Annotated in this window: 24 protein-coding genes; 13 read left to right on the top strand and 11 right to left on the bottom strand. The window is 65.6% G+C overall.

Annotated features, from left to right (window positions below):
* Positions 1-92: 92 nt before the first annotated feature.
* Positions 93-1421, bottom strand: coding sequence for an MATE family efflux transporter (locus C7446_RS13710; RefSeq protein WP_121173691.1), 1329 nt, complete (start codon positions 1419-1421; stop codon positions 93-95).
* Positions 1422-1654: 233 nt separating this feature from the next.
* On the opposite strand from C7446_RS13710, the gene C7446_RS13705 reads away from it, so the two are divergent.
* The gene (locus C7446_RS13705) at positions 1655-3061 is read left to right on the top strand and encodes an alginate export family protein (RefSeq protein ID WP_121173690.1); all 1407 of its coding nucleotides are present in this window, start codon (positions 1655-1657) and stop codon (positions 3059-3061) included.
* A 72-nt stretch (positions 3062-3133) separates the two neighbouring features.
* Here C7446_RS13705 and C7446_RS13700 read toward each other — a convergent pair whose 3' ends face one another.
* From C7446_RS13700 to C7446_RS13690, 3 genes are all read right to left on the bottom strand, one after another.
* Complete coding sequence (locus tag C7446_RS13700) at positions 3134-3388, bottom strand: YfhL family 4Fe-4S dicluster ferredoxin (RefSeq protein ID WP_121173689.1); 255 nt, start codon at positions 3386-3388, stop codon at positions 3134-3136.
* A gap of 57 nt (positions 3389-3445) precedes the next feature.
* The gene (coaD, locus tag C7446_RS13695; protein WP_121173688.1) at positions 3446-3928 is read right to left on the bottom strand and encodes a pantetheine-phosphate adenylyltransferase; all 483 of its coding nucleotides are present in this window, start codon (positions 3926-3928) and stop codon (positions 3446-3448) included.
* 137 nt (positions 3929-4065) lie between these two features.
* Positions 4066-5940 (bottom strand): beta-ketoacyl synthase, encoded by a 1875-nt coding sequence (locus C7446_RS13690; RefSeq protein WP_121173759.1) that lies wholly within the window; start codon positions 5938-5940, stop codon positions 4066-4068.
* Between the two features lie 190 nt (positions 5941-6130).
* Between C7446_RS13690 and trmB the strand changes: the two genes are divergently transcribed.
* The 3 genes from trmB to dacB all read left to right on the top strand — a co-directional run bounded on the left by trmB (position 6131) and on the right by dacB (position 8763).
* Entirely contained in the window at positions 6131-6832 is a 702-nt protein-coding gene (trmB, locus tag C7446_RS13685; protein WP_121173687.1) for a tRNA (guanine(46)-N(7))-methyltransferase TrmB, read from the top strand.
* The gene (locus C7446_RS13680; protein WP_425454114.1) at positions 6829-7167 is read left to right on the top strand and encodes a DMT family transporter; all 339 of its coding nucleotides are present in this window, start codon (positions 6829-6831) and stop codon (positions 7165-7167) included. Before trmB ends, C7446_RS13680 begins: the two co-directional genes overlap by 4 nt.
* A 78-nt stretch (positions 7168-7245) precedes the next feature.
* Positions 7246-8763 (top strand): D-alanyl-D-alanine carboxypeptidase/D-alanyl-D-alanine endopeptidase, encoded by a 1518-nt coding sequence (dacB, locus tag C7446_RS13675; RefSeq protein ID WP_245977853.1) that lies wholly within the window; start codon positions 7246-7248, stop codon positions 8761-8763.
* 44 nt (positions 8764-8807) lie between these two features.
* Here dacB and C7446_RS13670 read toward each other — a convergent pair whose 3' ends face one another.
* Positions 8808-9629 (bottom strand): MBL fold metallo-hydrolase, encoded by an 822-nt coding sequence (locus tag C7446_RS13670; protein WP_121173686.1) that lies wholly within the window; start codon positions 9627-9629, stop codon positions 8808-8810.
* A 131-nt stretch (positions 9630-9760) separates the two neighbouring features.
* Between C7446_RS13670 and C7446_RS13665 the strand changes: the two genes are divergently transcribed.
* The 3 genes from C7446_RS13665 to C7446_RS13655 all read left to right on the top strand — a co-directional run bounded on the left by C7446_RS13665 (position 9761) and on the right by C7446_RS13655 (position 12176).
* On the top strand, positions 9761-10333 hold the full coding sequence (locus C7446_RS13665; RefSeq protein ID WP_121173685.1) for a GNAT family N-acetyltransferase: 573 nt from the start codon (positions 9761-9763) through the stop codon (positions 10331-10333).
* Positions 10334-10471: 138 nt separating this feature from the next.
* The gene (locus C7446_RS13660) at positions 10472-10855 is read left to right on the top strand and encodes a diacylglycerol kinase (protein ID WP_121173684.1); all 384 of its coding nucleotides are present in this window, start codon (positions 10472-10474) and stop codon (positions 10853-10855) included.
* A 130-nt stretch (positions 10856-10985) separates the two neighbouring features.
* Complete coding sequence (locus C7446_RS13655) at positions 10986-12176, top strand: multidrug effflux MFS transporter (RefSeq protein ID WP_245977852.1); 1191 nt, start codon at positions 10986-10988, stop codon at positions 12174-12176.
* A 19-nt stretch (positions 12177-12195) separates the two neighbouring features.
* Here the strand turns inward: C7446_RS13655 and C7446_RS13650 are convergent, their stop codons facing one another.
* The 4 genes from C7446_RS13650 to C7446_RS13635 all read right to left on the bottom strand — a co-directional run bounded on the left by C7446_RS13650 (position 12196) and on the right by C7446_RS13635 (position 15198).
* Positions 12196-12654: a hypothetical protein gene (locus C7446_RS13650; protein WP_121173682.1), complete on the bottom strand. Its 459-nt coding sequence runs from the start codon at positions 12652-12654 to the stop codon at positions 12196-12198.
* Between the two features lie 3 nt (positions 12655-12657).
* Positions 12658-13089: an NUDIX hydrolase gene (locus tag C7446_RS13645; RefSeq protein WP_121173681.1), complete on the bottom strand. Its 432-nt coding sequence runs from the start codon at positions 13087-13089 to the stop codon at positions 12658-12660.
* A gap of 96 nt (positions 13090-13185) precedes the next feature.
* Positions 13186-14289: an AbrB family transcriptional regulator gene (locus C7446_RS13640; RefSeq protein ID WP_121173680.1), complete on the bottom strand. Its 1104-nt coding sequence runs from the start codon at positions 14287-14289 to the stop codon at positions 13186-13188.
* Between the two features lie 90 nt (positions 14290-14379).
* The gene (locus tag C7446_RS13635; protein ID WP_121173679.1) at positions 14380-15198 is read right to left on the bottom strand and encodes an amidohydrolase family protein; all 819 of its coding nucleotides are present in this window, start codon (positions 15196-15198) and stop codon (positions 14380-14382) included.
* A 168-nt stretch (positions 15199-15366) separates the two neighbouring features.
* On the opposite strand from C7446_RS13635, the gene glnE reads away from it, so the two are divergent.
* Positions 15367-18294: a bifunctional [glutamate--ammonia ligase]-adenylyl-L-tyrosine phosphorylase/[glutamate--ammonia-ligase] adenylyltransferase gene (glnE, locus tag C7446_RS13630; protein ID WP_121173678.1), complete on the top strand. Its 2928-nt coding sequence runs from the start codon at positions 15367-15369 to the stop codon at positions 18292-18294.
* A 24-nt stretch (positions 18295-18318) separates the two neighbouring features.
* On the opposite strand, the gene trhO is transcribed toward glnE, so the two are convergent.
* The gene (trhO, locus tag C7446_RS13625) at positions 18319-19269 is read right to left on the bottom strand and encodes an oxygen-dependent tRNA uridine(34) hydroxylase TrhO (RefSeq protein ID WP_121173677.1); all 951 of its coding nucleotides are present in this window, start codon (positions 19267-19269) and stop codon (positions 18319-18321) included.
* 209 nt (positions 19270-19478) lie between these two features.
* On the opposite strand from trhO, the gene dgcN reads away from it, so the two are divergent.
* Genes dgcN through C7446_RS13610 form a run of 3 tightly spaced genes read left to right on the top strand, consistent with a single transcriptional unit; the run spans position 19479 to position 22365 of the window.
* Entirely contained in the window at positions 19479-20477 is a 999-nt protein-coding gene (gene dgcN, locus C7446_RS13620) for an N-acetyltransferase DgcN (protein WP_211327958.1), read from the top strand.
* Complete coding sequence (gene dgcA / locus C7446_RS13615; RefSeq protein ID WP_121173676.1) at positions 20474-21460, top strand: N-acetyl-D-Glu racemase DgcA; 987 nt, start codon at positions 20474-20476, stop codon at positions 21458-21460. Before dgcN ends, dgcA begins: the two co-directional genes overlap by 4 nt.
* A 35-nt stretch (positions 21461-21495) precedes the next feature.
* A complete protein-coding gene (locus C7446_RS13610) occupies positions 21496-22365 on the top strand; it encodes a D-amino-acid transaminase (protein ID WP_121173675.1) in 870 nt (289 codons plus the stop codon).
* Positions 22366-22512: 147 nt separating this feature from the next.
* On the opposite strand, the gene C7446_RS13605 is transcribed toward C7446_RS13610, so the two are convergent.
* Positions 22513-23400 carry an MBL fold metallo-hydrolase gene (locus tag C7446_RS13605; RefSeq protein ID WP_121173674.1) on the bottom strand — a complete coding sequence of 296 codons (888 nt, stop codon included), beginning with the start codon at positions 23398-23400 and terminating at the stop codon, positions 22513-22515.
* A gap of 504 nt (positions 23401-23904) precedes the next feature.
* On the opposite strand from C7446_RS13605, the gene C7446_RS13600 reads away from it, so the two are divergent.
* Both C7446_RS13600 and C7446_RS13595 read left to right on the top strand, forming a co-directional pair.
* Positions 23905-24477: a TMEM165/GDT1 family protein gene (locus C7446_RS13600; RefSeq protein WP_121173673.1), complete on the top strand. Its 573-nt coding sequence runs from the start codon at positions 23905-23907 to the stop codon at positions 24475-24477.
* Positions 24478-24698: 221 nt separating this feature from the next.
* The gene (locus tag C7446_RS13595; protein WP_121173672.1) at positions 24699-26075 is read left to right on the top strand and encodes an NAD-dependent succinate-semialdehyde dehydrogenase; all 1377 of its coding nucleotides are present in this window, start codon (positions 24699-24701) and stop codon (positions 26073-26075) included.
* Positions 26076-26105 lie beyond the last annotated feature (30 nt).

Below are 26105 nucleotides of genomic sequence, written 5' to 3'. Positions count from 1 at the left end.
AACCGGCTGCCACGACCGGAGCGAGAGAAAGGGCCTGACGGACCATCAGCTCGTGCTTTTGTCGGCGGGTCGGCCGGGGCAGGGTGCCGGGGCTACTCCCGCCAGTCATGACGCCGGCGATAAAGATAGACGCCGCCGAGCCCCGCCGAGCGCACCAGCGTGAACAGGGTGAAGGCGAGCCAGAGACCGTGATTGCCGAGGGGCTGGGTCAGCCACCAGGTCGGCAGATAGAAGGCCACGGCCAGGATCAGGGTATCCCGCATGGGGCGGGTTGCGGTGGCACCGATGAACACGCCATCGAACAGGTAGCTCCAGACGGCGACCAGCGGCATGAGGATGATCCAGCCGAGATAGCGGTCGGCGAAATTGCGCACCGAGGCAAGATCGGTCAGCAGCGCGATCAGATCGCTGCCCCACAGGGCGAAGATCAGGGAGGCGCCGCCGGCCGTGAGCAGCGACAGCAGCAGGCAGGCGCGTACCGTGATCGCAAAATCCTGCCAGTCATGCCGGCCGGCAGCCCGTCCGGTGAGTGCTTCGGCGGCATTGGCGAAGCCGTCCAGACCGTAGGAGGTCATCATCACCAGCTGCATCAGCACGGCATTGGCGGCCAGCGGGGTGTCCCCGAGGCGTGCGCCCTGCGAGGTAAAGAAGGCCATCGCGAACAGCAGGCAGAGGGTGCGCACAAATAGATGACGGTTGACGCGAAAGAGCGTGGCATAGGCGCTCAGCTGCTTCAGCGGACGCGCATCGAACCCCCCGGACAGCCGGCCCAGACGCTGCCGGACCAGCATGATGCCCACGCCCAGGGTGGCGTACTCGGCCAGTGCCGAAGCCGTGGCCACACCGTTGCTGGTCATGCCGAAGCCGAGCACGAACAATAGATCCAGCACGATATTGAGGCCATTGGTGGTCAGCATCAGGATCAGGGTGACCCGGCTGTTCTGCTGGCCCAGGAACCAGCCGATGATGGCGTAATTGATCAGCACCGCGGGGGCGGCAAGAATGCGGATATGGGCATAACCCTCGGCCAGTGCCCGGGTGTCGGGCTCGCCGTGAAGCAGCCAGAGGCCCGCATCGATCAGTGGTTCGGAGAGCACGATCAGCGCTGCCCCCAGGCCGAGGGCAATGACCAGCGACTGGCCGAGCAGGTTGCGCAGGGCCTGATCGTCATCGGCGCCGTAGGCCTGGGCGGCGAGGCCGGTAGTGCCCATGCGCAGGAAGCCGAAGCCCCAGAACAGGAAGCTGAACAGGGTGGCCCCCAGGGTCACCGCCGCGAGGTAGCGAGCGTCCGGCAGGTGGCCGACCACGGCGGTATCCACCAGCCCCAGCAGGGGCACGCTGATGTTGGAGATGATGATCGGCCAGGCCAGCCGGCGGATTTCACCGAAACGCTGGCGGGACGCCGCGGGCGTAGTACTCACGAAGACTCCTGACGGGGGCGGGCAATCACGGCGAGGGGCGATGGTGGCGAGCCGGCGTCTGTCCTGCAACCCCTTTGATTCCTGAACTACTTTGTTAAGGTAGCGATAATTCAGAAACGGCGTACACGAATATGCCGCCTTGCGGGTCGTTCAGGGAACCCGGGGCAGGGGGCAGGATAACCGACAACGATCGCTCCCGCTGTCCGAATCCGACAACCAGAAGGAACAGAAACATGCCTCATGCAAGGTTTTACGCCGGTCTGGGGGCCTCGCTGGGGGGGCTGCTGCTGGCCGTGCCGGCTCAGGCCGCTGTGACCGATGTCGATTATCTCTCTCCGGGTATTCAAGTGCCGAGTGCCGATATCGAGCTCTACAACAACAAACAGAGTGGGGTACGTCTCAATGGCGGGCTGACCCTCTATGGCTTTGGCGCGGCCACTCGCAATGCCAATTTCGGTGCCTCCGAAAGCATCGGTGGCACGCCTGCCAGCCGTCATCCCGCCTGGTGGGAAGCGACGGCGATGCCGACCCTGACCGGGGAGGTGGATCTGCCGAATGCCGGTACGGCCTTTGCCGGGGTAACGGCCGTGGGCAACATGACCCGTGGCAATGCCTACGGTGATGCCAGCGGGGCCACCCCGGATCACCCCGAGGATGCCCGCATCGACCGGGCCTATGCCGGCTGGCGTAGTGGCGGGCTGTTTGCCGAGTCGCTCGGCGAGGATGCCCTGACCGTCTCGTTCGGCCGCCAGCAGTTCGAGTTCGGCGAGGGCTTTCTGGTCGGTGACGGCTTTCTCGATACCGGCAAGTATGGCGGCTACTACATCGGCGCCAGCCAGGGCTTTCACAACTCGGCCGTGGTCTCACTGGATACCCACGGCTGGCACGGCGATCTGTTCCACCTCAAGGAGGATCAGTACGTGCGCAACGGGCCGGATACCGAAACCAGCATGAACGGCGTCAACGCCAGCTACCGGCTGGGCGATCGCGCCAAGTTCGGTGCGGCGGTGATGCACACCTACAACAGCGACAACACCGCGCTGGACGGTACCGACATCTATAACCTGCGGGCCAAGGGCAAGCCGTTTGCCGCCATTCCGGACCTGTCGATCGGCGGTCAGTACGTCTACGAGGACAACGACGACAACGGAATCAGCGATGATGCCTGGTATGCCCAGGTGACCTACCGCTTCAGCCGGGTCCGCTGGACGCCCGAACTGGCCTACCGTCACGCCGAATTCAGCAGCAACTACGATACGGTCTTCTACGACTTCGTCAGCGGCTGGGGCAACTGGTTCATGGGCGAGATCGTCGGTGAGTACATGCTGTTCAACAGCAACCTCGATGCCGACATGCTCAAGGCCTCGATCCAGCCGACCGACTCGCTGGAAACCGGCGTGATCGGCTACAACTTCCGCTATCACAATGCCAGCGCGGCCTCGACCAGCAGCGGCTCCGGCAACATCACCGACAGCGACTTTGCCAAGGAGCTCGATCTCTACGCCGACTGGACCGTGACCGACCGCTTCTCGCTGTCGGGGGTCTATGCCGTGGCCTTTCCGGAGGATGGCGCCGAGCAGACCTTCGGCCATGATCACACCTCGCAGCTGTTCGAGGTGCTGGCGACCTACTCCTTCTGAAGTCCCCGCGAAAGCAACAGGGCGCCCTTGCGGCGCCCTGTTGACAGAAGCTGTCCGGTGGTCGGACGGAAATCAGCCCTCGACGGCCATGATGCGCTCGTACTTGGCGTAGAGCTGATCATGGCTCTCCTCGTTGCCGGGGTCGAGCGGGATGCAGTCCACCGGACAGACCTGCTGGCACTGGGGTTCATCGAAATGCCCGACGCATTCGGTGCACAGATTGGGATCGATGACGTAGATTTCCTCGCCCTGTGAGATGGCGCCGTTGGGGCACTCGGGTTCACAGACGTCACAGTTGATGCACTCGTCAGTGATCATCAGGGACATGGCTTGTACCTCGTATGAACTTCCGCCGGCACCGGATGTGCCCGGGCGGAAGGGAGATTAGCGATCGGCAAACGTCTCGGCAAGCACCTCGGCAACGCGAGGATGAACCAGCTTCGACACGTCACCGCCGAGGCGGGCGATTTCACGAACGATTGTCGATGAAATATAGGAATTCTGGACTTCCGGCGTCAAAAACAGGCTCTCCACATGCGGCGCCTGGGCGCGGTTCATGTTGGCCAGCTGCAGCTCGTATTCGAAATCCGAGACCGCTCTCAGGCCTCGCAGGATGATGTGGGCGCCGTGTCGCTCGAGCAGTTCGGTCAGCAGGCAGCTGAAACCGGTCACCTCGACGTTGTCGAGATGGGCCAGGATCTCGCGGGCCACCCCTACCCGCTGCTCGAGCGTCAGCGAAGGATGCTTGCGCGGGCTGTCGGCCACGGCCACGATGATCCGGTCGAACAGCCGGGCTGCGCGCTCGATGAGGTCGGTGTGACCATTGGTGATCGGATCGAAGGTGCCCGGGTAGACCACGATATTCATGCCGACGTCCTGTTGCATGGTCGAATGAACGATGACGCCCTGCCGGCCTGCAGGACAGCCACTCTAGCGCAGGAGGCGGCGCCCATGATAGTCATCCTCCGCAGGTGCCGGCCTGCCGGTCGGCACGGCAGCCGGCGTCAGGAGTCGAGCCGGCCAAAGGGATTGCTGACCTTCAGCGAAACCGGTCTGGCATAACCGGGGATCTCGATCCGGTCGGCGTGTACCCGAAGCTCGGGGCCCTCGAGGACATCCTTGCCGAAATGATAGATCGGATTGAAATCGCCGCTCTGGGCCCGCGATTCGTAGGCCGCCTGACGGTCGCGTACCGCTTCACGTGCCTGGCGCCAGCGCTGCATGGCGGCCTCGCCGTGGCGCTGGCGCAGCAGGCGCTCGGTGACCTCCGGCGAGATGACCGGCGCCGTGGCATTGTTGCCACCGAAGCCCTTGGCATTGACAAACGAGATGTCGGATTTGTGCTGGCGGTGTTCGCGTAAGAACTCCAGGCGCTCGGCGTGGACATCCTCGGCCACCGCATCCAGCGTGAAGATGCCGGGCAGCAGGCCATGGGCGAAGCTGCCCAGCGCGCTCATCAGCTGATCGCCGCCGGCGGCGCCCTGGGAGTGGCCGAGATAGGCCTTGATCGCGACTACCGGCCAGGCGTCGATGCCGTTGGCGCGGGCTACGGCATCCAGCACATGGGATTCGGTGGTGCGATTCTTGGGCGTGCTGGTACCGTGGGCGTGCACGTGACTGCGCTGCTGTACCGCCTCGTCGCCCAGCATGTCGCGCATCAGCGCGACGCTCTTGGCCAGCGTGATGTAGTTGCCGATGCCGGGCGCGGAGATCGAGCGCTTGTTGCCGTCGGCATTGACGAAAACCTCGGGGACCGCGCCCAGGATGTCGGCGCCGGTCTCCAGCGCCAGGCTGTCATCCATCAGCATCAGAAACTGGGCGGATTCGGCAATGGTAAAGCCGCAGTTGCGCGCAAAGGGGCGGCAGGCGCGCTGATAGTCGGCGTCGGTCAGCACCTCGAGTGCGTCCAGCGCCTTGAGGCTGGCATCATCGGCCAGTGCGCTCATTGCCCGGAAGCCCTCGATGATCTCGGGGGTAATGGGGGCATCGGAGGAGCCGACCAGCACGACCCGCCGCCGGCCGGCCCGGATGTCATCGACCCCGAGCCGCAGGTTGTACAGGAAGCTGGCGCAGGCCCCCTGCATCGCCCCGGTGGCACCGACGTTGCCGAGCACATAGGCGTTGAGGAAATCGGCCGGCATCTGACCGTAGCCCAGCGGCATCTGCTTGGAGGTCACGCGACTGCCGGAGAGATAGCTCTGCAGCAGGCCGCCCCAGCCCTCGTTGTCGAGCTGGCCGATCGAGTTGCCGGCGTAGACGGCCACCTCGTCGGGGTCGACCCGATCGGCCAGTGACTGCCAGTCGAAACCGCTCTGGCCGAGGCAGTCGGAAGCGCCGAAGATCGCCATCGACAGGCCGCGCGGGTGGTGCACGCTGTGATAGAGCGAAGTGGGATCGAAGCCGCTCGGCAGCTGACCGGCGCAGCGCACCAGTGCTTCGCGGCGATCCGGCAGCAGCACCTCGAGTTCGCCGGCTGGCAGGGTAACCTCGGCGTGACGCTTGTCCAGCTCCCGGATCTGCCAGTGCTGCGGTGGGCGCTCGGGCAGCTGACGCCGGCGCAGCGTCACGGTGGCCGGTTCGCCCAGCTCGAGCCGGGCGGCGCGGTTGGCGGGAATGCCGGCCTCGTTGTAACGTTCGTCCTCGAGCCGGCGAATCAGGGTGTGATCCAGCACATGCTGCTGGTGCCGGGCGAGCAGGGTCTCGGCATCGGTGGCCGAACCATCGGCGTTGACCCAGTCCGGCGAGCGCCGGGCCAGCTGCATCAGCGAAGTCAGCCCCAGCAGAGTCTGGTGACGCGAAGACTCGGGCAGGGCATCGATTACCGTACGACGGAAGGATTGATGCCCCGAGGTTCTGCCGGCAGCATTGACGCCGCCCATGCCGACGATCACCGGTAGCTGTGACAAGTCGCGTCCCTCGCTCATACAGGGGAATGAAAAAGGCGGCCCGCAGAGCCCGCCCTTGTAATCGGGAAATGATACCATTCCCTTCGGCGGGCCGTCATGCCGGGCTTGCGAAGCTCCCGTGCCCGGCGCCCCCGTTTCGTTTCGCGCCCGCAATGGATGTGTCATGCACGCCAATTCCACGCCCGTTCGTACCGCCCAGCAGCGGCCCCACGAGGATCTTGCCAGACGTATCGAGCGCGCCCTGCAAAGCCCCTGGCAGCGGCCGATCGCCGACCATACCCGCCGAGCCTTCGAGCGGGCGCAGCAGTGGCGGGCCGGTCATCCCGGTCCCCTGGTGATCGATGCCGGCTGCGGCGTCGGACTGTCGACCCGTGAGCTGGCGCGCCACCGGCCGGATCACGCCGTGATCGGCGTTGATCGCAGCGCCGAGCGGCTGGGACGTGATCTGTCGCGCAGCTGGGGGGAAACACCGGAAAATGCGATGCTGCTGCGTGCCGATCTGGTCGATTTCTGGCGGCTGGCGCTGGCCGCCGGCTGGCAGCCGCAGCAGCACTATCTGCTCTATCCCAACCCCTGGCCCAAGGCCTCCCAGCTCAAGCGGCGCTGGCAGGGTCATCCGATTCTGCCCACACTGCTGGCGCTGGGGGGCGAGTTCGAGCTGCGCTCCAACTGGCGTATCTATGTCGAAGAGTTCGCGCTGGCCATCGAGCAGGTCTGCGGCATGGCATCCGCGGTAGAGCACTGGCAGCCGCCGGCACCGCTGACACCGTTCGAGCGCAAGTACCAGCAGAGCGGCCAGTCGCTCTGGCGGCTGGTCTGCCGGTTACCCCGGCGCGAACGACCCTATGGCAGGGAGGACACGTGAACTGGTTGCCCTACGGCTATCTGGCGGTGGCCATCGTGGCCGAAGTGATCGCCACCAATGCGCTCAAGGCCTCGGCCTCCTTTACCCGGCTGGGCCCGAGCCTGGTGACCCTGGGCGGGTACGGGCTGGCCATGTATCTGCTCTCGCTGGTGCTGAAGACCCTGCCGGTGGGCGTGGCCTATGCCATCTGGGCGGGGCTCGGCATGGTGCTGACCCTGCTGGTGGCGATGGTGGTGTTCGGGGAGCGCCCGGATCTGCCGACCTTCATCGGTATCGGCCTGATCATTGCCGGCGTCACGGTGCTGCAATTGTTTTCCGGCATGCATGCCCATTAAGCTGGGACACGTTTTTTTACGTGCGGTAGTGCCGTACATGTTTTCGTTTGAAGTTTCGCCGTTCGGGTTTCCTTATTCATGTGGTCATCTCTTCCCGGCGCTCACGCGCTGCATGAACACGCGGTCAGGCTGACACGACACCTGACCATTTCCCCGCGAGGGCGGCGGTTGCTGCGCTGGAGTGCCCTGGCGGCCCTGATGGGGGTCACGAGCATGACCCGTGCGGCAGGTTTTCCGGCCACGGCCGAGCTGGCGCACGAGGGCTTCCGGGTCAGTGCCGAAGCCCGGCTGCTGGACAGCGACGAGACGCTGGGCAGCCTGACGCCGACCAATCAGCTGACCCCGGCCTCGGTATCGAAGCTCTATACGGCGGCCGCGGCGCTGGATCGCTGGGGGCCGCAGAAACGCTTTACCACCCGTCTGCTGACCAATGGCAGCGTCAGCGGTCACACGCTACAGGGCGACCTGGTGCTGGAGGGCGCCGGCGACCCGGGGCTGACCAGCGAGGATTACTGGAGCCTGGTGCAGCAGCTGCGTCAGCGCGGGATCGAGCACATCAGCGGGCGGCTTTTGATCAGCCAGTGGCGTTTCGGTCCGGTTGAATGCGTGACCACCGATCGCTGTCGGGCGCGGGAGCGCTCGCGTCACGCCTATGATGCCCGCCTCAGTTCGGCCGGCGTGGATTTCGCCACCTGGTGCGTGCGGGTGATGCCGGGGGAGGCCGCCGGAGCCGATGCCCGGGTCAGCGGCTGCTTCAGCGCCAGGCCGCTGCCCCGGGTCGTCAACAACGTGAAGACCGTCGCCAGTGGCAGTACCGGCATCAGCGCCGAGCGCACCACCACGGATGGCCGGGATACCCTGGTGCTCTCCGGCCGGATCAATCGCGATACCTGGCCGCGCAATGTCTACCGTTCCGGATCCCAACCGGCCCTGCAGAGTGCCGCCACCCTGCAGCAGCGGCTGCAGGAAGCGGATATCACCCTGCAGGGTGGCGTGGCAGTGACCAATACGCCACCGGCGGATGGGGCCCGGCCCCTGGCCTCGGTCGATGGCAAGCCGCTGCAGGAACTGCTGCTGCGCATGCTCAACTACTCCAACAACTTCATGGCGGATATGCTGGCGCTCGATCTGGCGAACCGGCAGCCGGCCGAGCTGACCGACGCCCGGGCGGCCCTCGAGGCGTTCGTGAGCCGTGAAGTCCCCGATCACGGCCCGGTCCGCCTGGCGTCCGGCAGCGGCCTGACGCCGGAGAGCAGTACCAGTGCGCACGGTCTGGTGGCCCTGCTGTCGACGATGTATCGCCGGCCGACGCTGTTTCCGCTGTTCGTGGCCGGCATGCAGGTGCCGGATAACGGCCCGATGCACTTCATTCGCCGTGGCAGCGATCTCTTCCAGAGCCATGTCATGGTCAAGACCGGCACGCTCAACGAGCCGGTCCCGGTGCGCGCCATCGCCGGCTACTTCCGCACCGAATCCGGCCGCTGGGGGGCCTTTGCGGTCATGCTCAACGGCCGGGCGGCAACGCCCTATCTGAACTGGCGCAAGACGCTCGAGGCGGTCTCCGAGGATCTCACGCCGATGATTGCGAATCACTGAGGCCGGCCGGTGGTGATGGCGCCACCGGCCGGTAATGGCCGTGCTCAGTGCCGTGGCACGGCCAGCTCATCGAAGCGCAGATAGAGGTCGTTGAGGCGCTGGTTGAGCTCATCGCCCGCCATGGCCATGCCGTGTCCGGTCATGGCCACCGAAGGCCCCAGGGCTGCCAGCCGCCCGACCGAGGCCCGGGCGGCATCCCAGTCAACGGTGAAGTAGCGTGGCGGGCCGCTGAGCTCGCGATGCTGGGTGAAGACCTTGTAGAGCGACTCCTGCTGAACGGTAACGAAGGCATCACCGGCGATCAGGGCGCGATCCGCGGGGCGGAACAGTGATACGTGCCCCGGCGTGTGGCCCGGGGTCGGCACCCACTGCCACTCCGGCAGCGGGGGGATGCTGCCATCTTCCGGCAGGGACCGTACCCGCTCGCCAAGATCCACGGGCTGATCGGGAAAGAAGCGTGCCAGCCGGCTGATCAGCCCGCCGCCGACATCCGTCCAGGGGCCGGGGTAGGACTCCCGACCGGTCAGGTAGGGAAGTTCCCGGGCATGCGCGTAGACCGGTACATCCCAGTGTTCGGCGAGTTCGACGGCAGCACCGACATGGTCGAAGTGGCCATGGGTCAGTACGATGGCGCGGGGCGGCGTATCGGCGCCGAAGCGCTCTTCGGCCGCATGGCGGATGCGCTCCTCGCTGCCGGGCATGCCGGCATCGATCAGCACCCACTCCCGGCTGCCGGGAGCGCCGACCAGATAGACATTGACGATTCTGTCCGGCAGGCAGTAGACGTCGCTGATGACTTCATGGCCGTCGCCGCTCTTGAGCGACGTCATGGGCAGGTGAGTATCGTGCAGCGGATTGAATACCATGACAGGTCCTCCGTGACCGACCGCGGTATGCAGTGACATGAACGAATCTGCCCTTGAAGTATGGTGCGGCGGGCCGCTTCTGTCGACAATACAGATCATGTATCCGATTCAATTCGTTCGTGGACGCTTTCATGTCTCAGACCTGCTCATCCGCCGATGCAACCGGACTCGTGCTGCGCGATGCCGCCGAAGCCGATCTGGCCGGCATTCTGGAGATCTACAATCAGGCAGTCGAACACACCACTGCCATCTGGAATGAACGCCCCGTCGACCTGGCCGATCGGCTCGACTGGTGGCAGCAGCGCACCGGGGCCGGCTTTCCGGTACTGGTCGCCGTGCGGCCGGCAGATGACCGCGTGCTGGGCTATGCCACCTTTGGTCCCTTCCGCCCGCATGACGGCTACCGTCACAGCGTTGAACACAGTGTCTATGTGCATGCCGAGCAGCATGGCCAGGGGATCGGCAGGCAGCTGATGGAGATGCTGATCGAGCGTGCCCGGGCACAGGGCCATCACGCCATGGTGGGTGGCATCGAGGCGGGCAACCGGGGTTCGATCCGGCTGCACGAGCGAATGGGCTTTCGTCAGGTGGGGCTGATGCCGCAGATCGGCTGCAAGTTCGGTCGCTGGCTGGATCTGGCCCTGCTGCAGCTGACGCTTGATGAAACGGCCGCGCCGGCCGGGTCTCATGAGCGCCGGGGCTGAAATGGGGATAAAGAGCGTGGCGGCGCGTGGTTTCGGAGTGCCGGGCTTTGCTAGGATGATAGTCTGTTCGAATCTCATCGGTTTCGGGCGGGAGACTCCCGGAATCGCAGGACAAGCGCCTGACAACAGGAACGTGCGATGAAACCCGGTCATTCCGGCTTCAGGCGATTGTTGTACTCGACTCGCTATTCGCTCAAGGGGCTGGGTGCGGCCTGGCGCAATGAAGCGGCCTTTCGCCAGGAGCTGGTGCTGGCACTGGTACTGCTGCCCACCACCTTCTGGCTGGGGCGTTCACTGCTGGAGTGGCTGCTGCTGCTGGGCAGTGCACTGCTGGTAATGATCGTCGAGCTGCTCAATTCCGCCATCGAGGCGATTGTCGATCGTATCGGCGTCGAGCATCATGTGCTCTCCGGACGCGCCAAGGATCTGGGCTCGGCGGCCGTTTTTCTGGCGGTACTGTTCGCCTTTCTGGTATGGGGCGGACTGCTGCTGTCGCGGCTGGGGCTGCCGCTGCACGCATGATGTCCCTGCGCTCCGGGCGCTGGCGGGTCCGGAGCTTCTCCCGCCTGTTGCCTGTCCTGTCCACCCTTCATGAGCGTGCTGCCGGAGCTGCTATGCTGGCCGGTTCCGTTCCGTGATGGCCGGAGTCCTCGTGTCGCCGCAACGCACCCGTATCCTGATCACGCTGCTGATCGCCTTCGTGATGATGACGCCCATCGGCGTCGATATCTATCTCCCCTCGCTGCCGGACATGGCCCGCTCGCTGGGGTATTCCATGGCCGCCCTGCAGATCACGGTAACCCTGTTCTTGTTCACGGTAGGCGTGGGGCAGGTACTGATCGGGCCGCTCTCCGACCGCTTCGGCCGGCGCCCGGTGGCGCTGGGAGGACTGCTGGCCTTTGTGCTGGGGGCGGGGCTGGGGATGATGCTCGAGAACCTTGCGCTGCTCTATGCCGCCCGGGTACTGCAGGGGCTGGGCGCCTGCAGCACTACCGTGGTGGCCTTTGCGGCCGTGCGCGATCGCTTTACCCCGGAGCGGGGTGCCCATCTCTACAGCTATCTCAACGGTGCGCTGTGCGCGATCCCCGCGCTGGCGCCGGCGCTGGGCGGGGTGCTGGCCACCTCGCTGGGGTGGCGCAGCAATTTCCTGTTCATGGTGCTGTTCGGCCTGCTGGTCGGTGTCGCCAGCCTGGCGGGCTTTCCCGAAACGCTGGATACGCAGCAGCGCAGCCGGGAGCCGCTCTACCGGCGTGCCCGCTATGCGCCGATGCTGCGCAGCCTGCGTTTCTGGTGGTGCGCACTGATTGCCCTGGCAGGGATGTCGATGGTCTTTGTCTACGTGACCTCGGCGCCGGTAGTGCTGGTCGAGCGGCTGGGGTACAGCCAGCTGGGCTTCAGTGCCTGGTTCGGTGGCAATGCCCTGCTCAACGTGTTGAGTTTTCTGACGGCGCCGGTGGTGATCCGCCGCTACGGGCGGCTGGCCACGGTGCAGCTGGGGGTGGCGGTCATGGTGGTATCGGGCGTGATGCAGCTGCTGGCCGATCAGTGGCTGGCGGTCAGCGCGCTCGCCTTCATGGCGCCGGTCGCGGTGCTGACCATCGGCTTCTCGCTGGCACTGGGGGCGACGGTCAGTCTGGCGCTGGAGCCGTTTGCCGACCGGGCCGGAACGGCAGCGGCGCTGATCGGCCTGTTCCAGCTCAGCGGAGGTGCGGCGCTGTCGACCCTGCTGGTCAACTCGCTGCTGTCACCGGCGCTTGCGATGGCGGCGGTGGGGCTGCTGCTGGTGGCGCCGCTGCTGCTGGCCGCACCGCGGGTCGCGCATCGCTGCGGGCTGGGCCGATAGGGCGAGGCGCCCGTTCAGCTCACTCGCCGGCGGGTGGCTGTGGCTCGTCTTCCGGGCGCGGAGCGCCATGGCCGAGCACGCTGGCCAGTGCCGGCAGGATCTGGATCTCGACCAGCGAATTCAGCGTGTCGGCCGGGGGCCGGGCATTGATGGCCGCCCAGGCGGGCGGCAGGCCCGAGGCGCGCACGTCCACGCTGGCCTCGGTCACCGGCACCACGTACACCTCGGCGACCTCGAGCAGTTCGGGCTGATCATCGTCGAGATCGGAGAAGCGACCGATCCACATCGCCTCCCGGGTATCGATCGTGGTACCGAGGATGGTGCGCGAGAGGCCGGCGACGATGTCGAGCGGATCGCGCTCATCCTCATGGGCGACTCGCGGCAGGGTGAAGCGACCCTGCGCCTGGGGCTGGATGACCAGCAGCTCGTGGCGTTCGTTGATGAAGGCCGTCGCAATGGAGCGTCGGATGGTACGCATGATTCAGTCGCTTCCGATGTCGTGACGTTCTCTCAGTGCCGGCAGGATGGCATCGCGCAGGAGCGGTGCCAGCTGGTGCGAAGCGTCAGTGTCATCCAGCGCCAGCCAGTCCACCGCTTCGATCTCGCCGCCGGCTACCGGCGTCATCAGGTCCAGGATGGCGTGGTCGATCTCGAACACGTCGGCATCCACCACGGTGTCGGGTTCATGGGCGGCGGGGGCGCTGAACCGGCCCAGCAGTACCAGATGCGGCTCGGCCAGCTCGCCGCCGAGTTCCTCCTGCCACTCCCGCAGGAGCGTGGCCATCGGTGTCTCACCGCTCTCCGGCTTGCCACCGGGCAGCATGAAGACATCGGTGGCGTGCTTGCGCACGATCAGCAACCGCCGGTCGGCATCGAGCAGGCAGCCGGCGACAACATGGATACGATCCGTCATGGAAGCAACCATCGGCAGGTGATTCGACAGGCGTCAGCATAGCGTACCGGTACGCCTGCTGTCCTGCCTGCCGGTGTCCGCCCGACTGCATCCGGTTCATCGGGAAGGCGGGGAGTCATCAGCCGCGGACGATGGCTGCGAGGGTCTGGCAAAGCGGGTAATGAAGCGCGCCATGGCCGGCCCGACCAGGATGACCGTGAACAGGCGCAGGGTCTGCAGTGCCGCCACGATGCCGATATCGGCATGGGTATCCAGGGCGATGATGGTCATCGCATCCAGCCCACCCGGACTGGTCGCCAGATAGGCACTGACGAAATCGGTACCGAGCAGGGAGAACAGGGCGGCGGCCGAGAGGGCGCACATGGCGATCAGGCTCAGCGAGGCGAGCAGCATCCACTTGAAGGCGTGCGTGACATTGCGCACCGTCTGGCGATCGAAGCGCAGCCCGACATAGACCCCGATCAGGGCGTAGGCGATCTGCAGCACCGGGCCCGGCAGGGTCATCGGCAGCAGCTGGGTCACGTGCAACAGCGTGCCGAGCAGCATCGGCCCCAGCAGCGCGCCGGCCGGCAGCAGACGATCGACGACCCATACGCCGAGGGCGATCACCGCCAGCGAGACGCTGAAGCCGCCCACGCCGGAAAGCGTCCAGGGCATCGGCGTGCCGCGATGGTGATCGCCACCGCCGGCCCCCAGCCAGTGGCTGACCAGTGCACCCACCAGGATCACGCAGATGACCCGGACATACTGCATCGCGGCCACGATCCGTGGATCGGCGTTGGCATCCTCGGCCATGGCCACCATGGCGGCCGCCGCCCCCGGGGTGGTGCCCCAGGCCGCGGTGCTGCCGGGCAGACCGCCATAGCGCACCAGCGCGATGCCCACCAGCAGGCTCAGCAGCAGGGTGATCGCGATGGCCAGCAGCATGACCGGCCAGCCCTGCAGGATCGTCAACAATATCGGCAGGGTCATGGTCTGGGCGATCAGGCAGCCCACCACGCCCTGGCCGCACTTGAACAGGGTGCGCGGCAGCCTCAGCCGGGTGCCCCCCACGCCGAAGGCAATGGCGACTGCCATGGGGCCGATGAAGGCACCGGCCGGCATGTGGATGTACTGCAGCAGCAGGCTGGCCGTGGTGCAGGCCAGGATCAGTATCAGCCAGCGTCGGATCCCGAGCAGGGAGAATTGTAGACGATCCATGTTCAGCGTTGCCGGACTCCCTGAAAGTCCGCAGCATAACACGCCGAGGCCGGGTCTGCTTTTACGCCTCCGGCTGCTGTCGACAACCTGTCAGGCGGTCGAGGGTGCCTGCTCGGGCTGATAGAGCGCCAGCGCATTGTCACGCAGGGCCAGGCGTGCCTCCTCGGGGCCCAGCGCGTGGCGGATCAGGCCGATATCATCGGCATGAAAGGCGCGGGGGGCGCGGGTCGAGGGCAGATCGGTGCCGAACATCAGGGCGTGCGGACTGCGCTCGGCCACCGCGGCCAGGGTCGCCGGGATATCGAGATCGGTTCGACCGAAGCCGGAGGCCTTGACCTTGAAGCCCGCCTCCACCAGTGCCAGCAGCGTCCCTAGCCCCTCGCGCGAAAGGCCGAGATGGTCGATGACCCCCCGCGGCAGCCGTGACAGCAGGGTCTGGTGCGGGGCGAGGTCCCGCACGTCGCAGTAGAGTTCGACATGCCAGCCGGCGAGTTCGAAACAGCGCTGGGCCATGGCTTCGAGCTGACCGAAATCGGTGGGTGGTCCGCGATGCAGATTGAAGCGCAGGGCGCGCACGCCCGCCTCGGCCAGCGAGCGGATCTCTTCATCGGTGGTTTCGAAGGGCAGCTGTGCCACGCCCACGAAACCGGGCCCCAGCTCCTGCAGGGTGGTGCGCAGCCACTGCTGGTCGTAGCCCTGAAACGAGCCGGCGACCACCGCGCCGCCGATGATGCCCAGCCCCCGGGTGGCCCGGTGATAGTCCGCGATGGTGAAGGGCTCGGGCCGATAGCCGTGGTTGTCGACCAGGCCGAAACGCGGGTCGATGATGTGACAGTGGGCATCGAAGCAGGTGCTGGCAGCCCCGGCATGGTGGTGGCGGTTCAGCGGGGTAACGTTACCCGAGGTCATGGCGCCTCTCCCGATCGTCGTCATGGCAGGTCGAGCTGACCGATCATCAGTATGATCCAGACCATCAGCCTGCAACAGCAGGCGACATCAGGCCAGTGATCGGACGTATGATAAACCCTGCTTCAGGTGGCATTATTCATCAACGATCACTGTTCGAGGAGTGCTGGCATGTCGCTCGAGACCGCGCTCGCCATCCTGCCCGCAAGCCTTCAGGCGCCGGTGCGTGACACGCTCTCGCAACTGGAGGAAGCGCTGTGCGCCGGACTCGGTGAAAATCGGCTGCGTGAACTGGTTACGGTACTGGCGGGCTCGGTATTCGCAGGGGAAGCCCTGCGGCGTGATGCCCCGCTGCTGGCCAGACTGGAAGAGAGCGGTGAGCTCGAGGGCGCGCCTTCCGCTGCCCGGCTGAGCGAGTGGCTTGCCGGCGCGCTGGCCGATGCCGAAGACGAGGCCGCGATGCAGGCCGTGCTGCGCCGTTTCCGGCGCGAGCGCATGGTCGGCATCATCTGGCGTGATCGCAACGACCGCGCCGATGGCTGGTCGACCGCAGCGGCGGTCTCGCGGCTGGCCGAGGTCTGTGTCGAGGGCGCGCTGCAGTGGTGCGAGCAGTACTACGCGCCCCGCTGGGGGCATCCCGCCGACGATGAGGCGGGCCACCCCCAGCGCCTGGTGGTGCTCGGCATGGGCAAGCTGGGGGCCGGGGAGCTCAACCTCTCCTCGGATATCGACCTCATCCTGGCCTATCCCGAAGGCGGCGAGACGAGTGGTGGCCGGCGCAGCCTGGATCATCAGGAGTATTTCACCCGGCTGGGGCAGAAGCTGATCAATGCGCTGGACGCGGTGACCGAGGATGGCTTCGTCTTTCGTGTCGACATGCGGTTGCGGCCGCTGGGCGAGGGCGGCCCGCTGGTCGGCAGCTTCAATACGCTGGTCAACTACTATCAGGATCAGGGGCGTGAGTGGGAGCGTTATGCCATGCTCAAGGCGCGCCCCATTGCCGGTGATCTTGACGCCGGTCATCAGCTGCTCGAGACGCTGCGTCCCTTTGTCTATCGCCGCTATATCGATTTCGGCGCGATCGAATCGCTGCGCGAGATGAAAGGCCTGATCAATCGGGAAGTGCGCCGCCGTGGCCGCGAGGACGACATCAAGCTGGGTGCCGGCGGCATCCGCGAGGCGGAGTTCGTGGTGCAGGCCTTTCAGCTGATCCGCGGCGGTCAGATGACCGAGCTGCAGACACCGTCACTGCGCCAGGCGCTGCGGCAGCTGGTCACCCTCGACATGATGAGCAGGCGCGACGCCGAATCGCTGGAAGCCGATTACGTCTTCCTGCGCGATCTCGAGCACGCGCTGCAGGCGCTGCATGACCGTCAGACCCAGACCCTGCCCGAGACCGAACCGGAGCGCAGCCGGCTGGCCTTTGCGCTGGGAGCCGACGGCTGGGCGGAACTCTGCGAGCAGCTCGAGGGCGTGCGCCACAGGATCCGTCAGCACTTCGACAGCGTGATTGCGCCCGATGACGCCAGCGAGAGCAGCGAAGAGGAGGCGTTCAACGACTGGCGGGCGCTATGGCAGTCGGCGCTGGATGAAGAGCAGGCGCTGGCGCTGTTCGATCGTCACGGTTTCAGCGACGCCAGCGGCGCCCTGCGCCGGCTGCGCCGGCTGCGCGAGTCGCGGGCGGTGACCACCATGCAGCGGATCGGTTTCGAGCGGCTGGAGGCGCTGATGCCGGCGCTGCTCTCCACCGTCGCCGAGGTCGACAATCCCGATGTCACACTGGAGCGGGTGCTGACCCTGATCGAGGCCGTGCTGCGACGCACCGCCTATCTGTCGCTGCTGCGGGAGAATCCGGGGGCACTGGCGCAGTTCGTCAATCTGTGCGCCGCCAGTGCCTGGATTGCCGAACAGCTGGCGCGCCACCCGATGCTGCTCGATGAGCTGCTGGATCCGCGTACCCTCTATTCGCCGGCCGAGCGCGATCAGCTCGATGACGAGCTGCGCAGCCGGCTGGCGCGACTGGCCGAGGATGACGAGGAGGCGCAGATGGAGGCGCTGCGTCATTTCCGGCATGCCCAGGCACTCAGCGTGGCGGCCTCCGATATTGCCGGCACGCGCACCCTGATGCACATCAGCGACTACCTCACCCTGATCGCCGAGGTGGTGCTGCAGGCCGTGGTACGCCTGGCCTGGCGCCATCTGACCCGCAAGTACGGCTACCCGCAGGCTCGGGCCGATCGGCCGGCAGCGGACAGCAACGATGAGGTGGCCGACTTTCTGGTGGTGGGTTACGGCAAGCTCGGCGGGATCGAAATGGGCTACGGCTCCGACCTCGACCTGGTCTTTTTGCATGATGCCGAGCCCCGCGGGCAGACCGATGGCGCCCGGCAGATCGACAACAATGTCTTCTTCACCCGGCTGGGGCAGCGCATCATTCACATGCTGACCACCACCACCCCGGCCGGCGTGCTCTACGAGGTGGACATGCGCCTGCGCCCCTCGGGCGCGTCCGGGCTGCTGGTGTCGACGCTGGAGGCCTTTGCCGACTATCAGCGTCATCAGGCCTGGACTTGGGAGCACCAGGCGCTGGTCAGGGCACGGGCGGTCGCCGGCAGCCATGCGCTGGCCGAACGTTTCGAGTGCGTGCGGCGCGAGATCCTCTCCCGCCCGCGCGATCCCGACAGGCTGCGCGAGGAAGTGCTGGCCATGCGCCACCGGATGCGCGAGCACCTCGGCAGCAGTGCCGGCGAGCGGCGTGCCGGACGCTTTCACATCAAGCAGGACCCGGGCGGCATGATCGATATCGAGTTCATGAACCAGTACTCGGTGCTGGCGCTGAGCCAGCGCTTCCCGGAGCTGATGACCTTTACCGACAACATGCGCATCCTCGAGACCCTCGAGTCGGCCGGCCAGCTCTCCACCGAAGAGACCCAGCGGCTGCGCGCGGCGTGGCTGGACTATCGCAATGCGACCCACCGCGCGGCGCTGACCCGGGCCGGCTCGCTGGTGGAGGCCGGCCGCTTTCGCGAACATCGCAATGTGGTCACGGCCCACTGGCAGGCGCTGTTCGGTGCCGACAGCGAGCCCGCCGGCGACTGAGACCGGCAGGCCGGCGCCCGCCGGCTACTCGCCGCCGCGCGGATCACGGCCGATGGGGTGCGGCTCGCCGCGGGCCCTGGCCAGTTCGATCTGGCGCTGGCGCTCGCGGGCCGCGGCGCGGGTCTTCTCCGGCAGGCTGTCCCGGCAGTGCGGGCAGCTCACGCCCGGCTCGTAATCCGGTGACCGGCGATCCTCGACCGAGATCGGCCGGCGGCAGGCGTGGCACTGGTCGAAGTCGCCCTCGGACAGGTCATGGCGCACCGTGACCCGGTCATCGAACACGAAGCAGTCGCCGCGCCATTTCGACTGCTCCTCGGGCACCTCTTCCAGATACTTCAGGACACCGCCCTTCAGGTGGTAGACCTCCTCGAAGCCCTGCTCGAGCATCCAGCTCGAGGCCTTCTCGCAGCGGATGCCGCCGGTGCAGAACATGGCAACCCGGCGGTGCTGCGCAGGGTCGTAGTGCTGCTTCACATACTCCGGAAACTCCCGGAACGACTGCGTGTGCGGGTCCACCGCGCCCTCGAAGGAGCCGATCTCGACCTCGTACTCGTTGCGGGTATCGAGCACCAGCACTTCCGGGTCCTCGATCAGGGCATTCCACTCCTGCGGCTCGACATAGGTGCCGGCAAGGCGACCGGGATCAACGCCTTCCACCCCCATGGTGACGATCTCGCGCTTGAGCTTGACCTTGGTGCGATGAAAGGGGCGCTCGCTGGCATGGGATTCCTTGTGCTCGAGATCGCTCAATCGCGGATCGGCCTTCAGCCACGCCAGCAGCGCATCGATGTTCTCGCGCGTGGCGGCCACGGTGCCATTGATGCCCTCCTCGGCGAGCAGCAGGGTGCCCTTGACCGCATGCGCGCGCATGACTTCCAGCAGCGGCTCGCGCAGCGCCCGGTAGTCGGGCAGGGAAACGAACTTGTACAGCGCCGCCACCACGAAGGGGGTAGCGGCTTCGGTATCGCGTGACATGCAGAACTCCTGGCAGTCGCCCGCGTAAAGGGCGGACCGGGACGATGGTTCGGGGAGGCCGGCCGCTGCCGGCAGGCGCCCCATTCTACCGGCCGGGTTGCGGCAGTGCATCTGCCGACGGGGAGAGGCGCTGATCGAGGGCGATGGTCATGCTATCGTCTGATACACGAACTTGGGTGACTGCCATTTGCCACAGGAGACCACCGGCCGTGCTGAAGACCCCCTATCTGCTGTTTCTGGGCGATGCGCCCGATCCTCTGGCTGCCAAGGTGGCCCAGGGCATTCGAGATTGGCGTCCGGAGTACGCCCTGGGTCAGCTGCGGCTGGCGGGCTGTCAGGCCGACATGAGGCTGCCGGAGCTGGGTATCGACCAGGCCGTGGCCCAGGGGGCGAAAACGCTGGTGATCGGCGTGGCCAACCGGGGCGGGGTGATCTCCGAAAAGTGGCTGGAAGTGCTCGAGCAGGCGCTGGCCGCCGGCATGGATATCGCCTCCGGGCTGCACAACCTGCTGCGTGACGAGCCGCGCCTGGTCGCGGCCGCCGAACGATACGGTGGCCAGCTGATCGATGTGCGGGTGCCACAGGTGCAGTATCCGATTGCCGATGGCAGGCCGCGGGCCGGAAAGCGCTGTCTGGCAGTGGGTACCGACTGCTCGGTGGGCAAGATGTATACCACGCTGGCACTGGACAGCGCGCTGAAGGCGCGCGGCGTGAAGTCGAGCTTCCGTGCCACCGGCCAGACCGGCATCCTGATCACCGGTGAGGGGGTGCCGCTCGATGCCGTGGTGGCCGATTTCATGGCCGGCGCGATCGAGTGGCTGACGCCGGCCGGTGACGACGATCACTGGGACATCATCGAGGGCCAGGGCAGTCTGTTCCATCCTTCCTTTTCGGGCGTGACGCTGGCGCTGATTCACGGTGGCCAGCCCGATGCGCTGATTCTCTGTCACGAGCCGACCCGTACCCACATGCGCGGCCTGCCCGAGTATGCGCTGCCGAGTCTCGAGCAGCTGCGCGGGACGGCACTGGCGATGGCGCAGATCGTCAATCCGGCGTGCCGGGTCGTTGGCGTGTCGGTCAATACGGCAGGGCTGGACGAGCAGGAAGCTGAACAGTATCTCGCCGGACTCGAAACGACACTCGGGCTACCCTGTGTCGATCCCTTCCGGCAGGGTGCCGAGCGGCTGGCAGAGGCACTGATCGCATGAGCCGGCCAAGTGTCACGGTTACCGAGGAAGTCTTTCCGCTGGCGGAAGTCTTCACTATCTCCCGGGGGTCGCGCAGCCAGGCGCGGGTGGTGCACGTTACCCTGGATGACGGCACTCACCAGGGCCATGGGGAGGGCGTGCCCTACAGCCGCTATCACGAGACGGTGGCCAGCGTGATCGAGACGGTACGCGGTCTGGCCGGTGAGATCGAGCAGGGGCTTGATCGCGAGCAGTTGCAGACCCGGCTGCCGCCCGGCGCGGCGCGCAATGCGCTGGATTGCGCCTTCTGGGATCTGGCTGCCAAACGGACCGGCAAGCCGGTCTGGCAGCTGGCCGGGCTTGAAGAGCCGCAGCCGGAAATTACCGCCTACACCCTGTCGCTGGCCGAGCCGGCGAGGATGCGGGAGAAGGCGCGCGCCAACGCCCATCGCCCGCTGTTGAAGATCAAGCTGGGCGGCGAGGGCGATCTGGAGCGGCTGGAAGCGGTGCGTGAGGGCGCTCCCTCGGCGCGCATCATCGTCGATGCCAACGAGGGCTGGTCAACGGCGGATTACGAGCGCCTGGCACCGGTGCTGGCGCGTCTCGGGGTGGCGATGGTCGAACAGCCGTTTCCCGCGTCTGACGACAGCGCGCTGGCCTGGCTCGAGCGGACGCTGCCGGTCTGTGCCGATGAGTCCTGTCATGATCGGGCCTCTCTCGATCAGCTGGCCGGGCGTTATGACATGATCAACATCAAGCTCGACAAGACCGGCGGCCTGACCGAGGCACTGGCGCTGCGCGAAGCCGCCCGCGCTGTGGGCTATTCGATCATGGTCGGCTGCATGGTGGGGTCTTCGCTTTCCATGGCGCCGGCGCTGCTGGTCGCCCAGGGGGCCCGCGTGGTCGATCTTGACGGACCGCTGCTGCTGGCCGAGGACCGGCCCGGCGGCATGCAGTTCGATGAAACGGGTATTCATCCGGCCGACACGGCCCTTTGGGGCTGACATGAGCTTGTGGAGCGATCTTTCATGGAACAGCGATGAGCAATAACTCCCTGCGTACCGTCTATGTCAACGGCGACTATCTGCCGGAAAATGAAGCGCATGTCTCGGTCTTCGATCGCGGCTTTCTGTTCGCCGATGGGGTCTATGAGGTGACCACGGTGCTGGATGGCCGGCTGGTCGACTTCGAGAGCCACATGGCGCGGCTGCATCGTTCGCTGGGTGAAATCGGCATGAGCCTGGCCATGGCGGAGTCCGAGCTGCTCGCCATTCATCGTGAACTGGTACAGCGTAATGGCGTCGATCAGGGACTGGTCTATCTGCAGGTGACCCGCGGGGCCGCCGATCGCGACTTTGTCTATCCCGCCACGGGTACGCCGGCCACGCTGGTACTGTTTACCCAGCAGAAAGCGCTGCTCGAGGCCCCGGCGGCCCGCGATGGGCTGCGCGTGGTCTCGCTGCCCGATCTGCGCTGGAATCGCCGTGACATCAAGACGGTGCAGCTGCTGTACCCTTCGATGGCAAAGATGGAAGCGAAGCGGCGCGGGGCCGACGATGCCTGGCTGGTCGAGGAAGGGCAGGTCACCGAGGGGTCCTCCAGCAACGCCTGGCTGCTCGATCATGATGACACCCTGGTGACCCGGGCGCTGTCGCACTCGATCCTGCCGGGGATTACCCGCAGTGCGGTGATGGCCTTTGCCGAGGAGCAGGGCATGCGGGTCGAGGAGCGCGGTTTTACCATCGAGGAGGCACAGGCTGCCCGCGCTGCCTTCGTGACCTCGGCGACCTCGTTTGTCACCCCGGTGGTCGAGATCGATGGGCAGCCGATCGGCGACGGCCGGCCGCTGCCGGCGATGAGCCGACTGCGTGAACGCTTCATTGAAGAGAGTCGCCGGCGCGCGATCTGAAATATGGCCCGCAGAGGCGCGTCTCCTGCTGATACAGCGGACAAGCCGCGATCGCCCGTTGGCAAAGACCGGGGCGGCTTGTCTGAGCCGACCCCGGCCTGTGGGCGCCATGGCTGCAGTGATACCGCTGAGGTTACCCCGCTGAAGTTACACCACGGGTGACCAGACATGCGGCAGAAAGCGGTAGCCGTCTCCATCACGCACGATATGACCCACGCCCGGGAAATCGAGATGATGGCCGGCAATCAGCTGCTGCTGCTCGCTGACCTCTTCAAGCAGGGTCTCACGAGTACGGCGCGCCTGATCACCCTCGACATCGAACAGCACACCGGCCTCCGGGCGGGCCAGCTGAATGTGCGGCAGGTGCACGATATCGCCCCAGATCAGCAGGGAGTCACCGTTGGATTCAATCCGGTAGCCACTGTGGTCGGGGGTATGCCCCGGGAGCCGCACGCGAGTAATACCGGGCATGACCTCGTCTCCGTCCAGACGCTCGGTGCGGGCTTCGATGGCACCGAGAATGCGCCGTGCGGCGGCAAAATGCTGCTGCAAGGCTTCACTGATGCCTTCGGGTTCCCTGCCCATCCAGAAATCCAGTTCACCGCCGGGGATATGCACGGTGGCATTGGGGAAGGCGGGTTGGTCATCGTGATTGATCAGTCCACCGGTGTGATCGGGATGGACATGAGTGATCAGTACATCATCGATGGCTTCCGGGAGGACGCCGATCTCCGCCAGTGCGGCGCTCATGCGCCCGCCTTCCTCGCCGGCCAGCACGCCGAACCCGGTATCTACCAGCACCAGTCGATCTGTCAGCCAGAGCAGATAGGCGTTGAGCGTGATCCGCGGTGGGTCGGGACGCAGGCTGCGCCGATGCAGGCTGGAGGCCGTATCTTCGTCGAGATTCTGAATCAGACCCAGTGAGCCGCTCATCAGCGCGTCCTGCAGGGTAGTGACCACGATCTCGCCAACGGCAAGATGATGCGCCCCGGTGGACTGCTGCCGGGGGCGGGGGAGCTCGCTATGGCCTGTCATGAATAGGGATTCCTGTAACTGTCGCGTTGAAAACCGGCGCAATGGGGCAGCACCTGGCCCATGCAGTGTTCGACAGCTTAGCGTGCTAAAAGTGTCGCGTCACATGCGCCCCGGTGCCAGCGCCGCGCGGGTTGCGGCAGCCGGCGTCGCAATCGGGGTGTGCCGGACAGCGGATGTGGGGCCCGACCCCGGGTCATGTCATTGAACCGGGGTTGTCATTCTCCACCCGGGTGAAGAAAGTTTTCCTTAACTGCCTGTTTTTGAAGAGGTTATTCTGAGTTCGGCGGTTGCCGGGAGAGGGCCGGTGCGCTAAGGTGATTCGCGCTGTGGGGGAGTAGTCGCTCCGGTCTGCCCGACCGGAGATACCCGTCAACATCTTCGACGCCGCCGTGGGCAGCGTTGTGGCCGGTATGACCGGATCGCCCCGGCGATGCGGCCTGACGAGACCCGGGGCACACCGCTCCCGCTCGATCAAGCGAGCGGGCATTCGACCCGGGAGATGTGATGGTACAGGCTCTGCTCGTTTCCTTCGGCTCGGTCGCCATTGCCGAACTGGGGGACAAGACCCAGCTGCTGGCACTGCTGCTGGCGATCCGCTTTCGTCGCCCCTGGCCGATCTTCTGGGGCATTCTGGGTTCCTCGGTTCTCAATCATGCCGTGTCGGCCTGGCTGGGCGGTGCCCTCTCCACGCTGATCGATCGCCATACCCTCGATATCGTGACCGGCTTTGCCTTCATTGCCATCGGGTTGTGGATGCTCAAGCCGGACGAGGATCCCGAGCTTTCCGAGGAGCGGCTGCGGCTTGGCGTCTTCGGTTCGGCCTTCGTGCTGTTCACCTTCGCCGAGCTGGGCGACAAGACGCAGTTTGCCACCATCCTGCTGGGGGCGCGCTTTCACGATTTCCCGATGGTCACGCTGGGCTCCACGCTGGGGATGATGGTCGCCAACACGCCGGTGCTCTGGCTGGGCGCCCGCTTTGCCAGTCGCCTGCCCACCCGCCCGATCCACGTGGCGGCCACCCTGCTGTTCATGATGCTCGGTGGCTGGACGCTGCTGGGCGCTGCCGGTGTGACCTGAGTACATTCGGGGGGGGCGGGGCGTTGCAGGGTATCGATTCGCCTGAAAGATGGCCTGCATTCGCTTCCCGGCTGATGATCGGCGCGCCTTGCAAGCACTGCGGGAGCATGTCAGCGATGAATGGAGGATCGGGCAATACATCGAGAGAAATCAATACGGCGTATCCGGCACGTGGCACCCATCCTTGATGGTGATTGCATTACCATTTCCGAGGAGTAACCGTGTCGAGTACCATTCAGACCGTCAATCCGGCCACGGGCCGGGTCATTCGTGAGTTCGAAACCCTTTCCGATCAGCAGCTCGATCAGCTTGTCGAGCAGAGCCACCAGGCGTTTCTCGACTGGAAGGAGCGTTCATTCGATGATCGTGCCGAGCTGGTGCGCCGGGTAGGCGAATTGCTCGTCGAGCACCGGGATCGCCTGGCCAGGCTCATGACCGAAGAGATGGGCAAGCCGATCAGTCAGGGGCCGGGAGAAATCGACCTGTGCAAGGCGATCTGCGACTATAGCGCCGAGAATGCCGCCGGTGTACTGGCCGATGAGGCGCGTGCCCTCGAGGGCGGCCGCGCCCTGGTGACCTACCAGCCCATGGGTGTGATTTTCGGTATTCAGCCATGGAACTTCCCATTTTACCAGGTGATCCGCTACGCCATTGCCAACATCATGGCTGGCAATACCGTGCTGTTGAAGCATGCGCCCAATGTCTGGGGCTGCGCCGAGGCGCTGGCGGATATCTTCCGCGAGGCTGGCTTTCCGGAGCATGTATTCAGCGTATTGTTCATTGCCGATGAGCAGGCAAGCCGGGTTACGGCGCACAAGCGGGTTCGTGGGGTGACCTTCACGGGCAGTGCAGCGACCGGTCGCAAGGTGGCAGCGGCTGCTGGCGAGCATCTCAAGAAGAGTGTGCTGGAACTCGGCAGTAACGATGCCTTCCTGGTACTGGAGGATGCCGACATCGAAAAAGCGGTGAACGCTTGTGTGATGGGGCGAAACTACAATAACGGTCAGACCTGCGTCGCTGCCAAGCGTTTCGTGGTCGTGGATGCCGTTTATGAGCAGTTTCGTGATGCTTTCGTCGAGAAAATGAAACAGGCCACGTTTGGCGATCCCATGCACGAGGACACGGCGCTTGGCCCGATCGCACGCAAGGATCTGCGCGATAATCTGCATGAGCAGGTGAAGGAGTCGATCGCCAATGGCGCCGTCTGCACGGTCGGAGGCGAGCTGCCGGACACGGATGGGTTCTTTTATCCTGCCACCGTGCTGGAAGAGGTCAAACCGGGGATGCCGGCCTATGACGGCGAGCTGTTCGGCCCCGTGGCGGCGCTGATCCGGGCCAGCGATGAAGAGGACGCCATTGCCATCGCCAACGATTCTGTCTATGGACTTGGCGGCGGTATCTTCTCGGAGGATGAGGCGCGTGCGGTCAAGCTGGTGCGTGACCATTTCGATACCGGCATGGTCAGCGTCAATGGGTATTATATCGCTCAGCCCAATCTGCCATTTGGCGGGGTGAAGGACAGTGGCTATGGCCGCGAGCACGGTGGTTTTGGCATGCGTGAATTCGTGAACGTCAAGTCACTGATGATTGCTCAATGAATCGCTTTTGACCGTTGGTCGCAAACTGTC

The sequence above is a fragment of the Kushneria sinocarnis genome (genome assembly GCF_003633775.1).
Classification (GTDB): domain Bacteria; phylum Pseudomonadota; class Gammaproteobacteria; order Pseudomonadales; family Halomonadaceae; genus Kushneria; species Kushneria sinocarnis.
The sequence above is the reverse complement of the archived record's forward strand: the minus strand, read 5'-3'. Positions and strand labels throughout refer to the sequence as shown.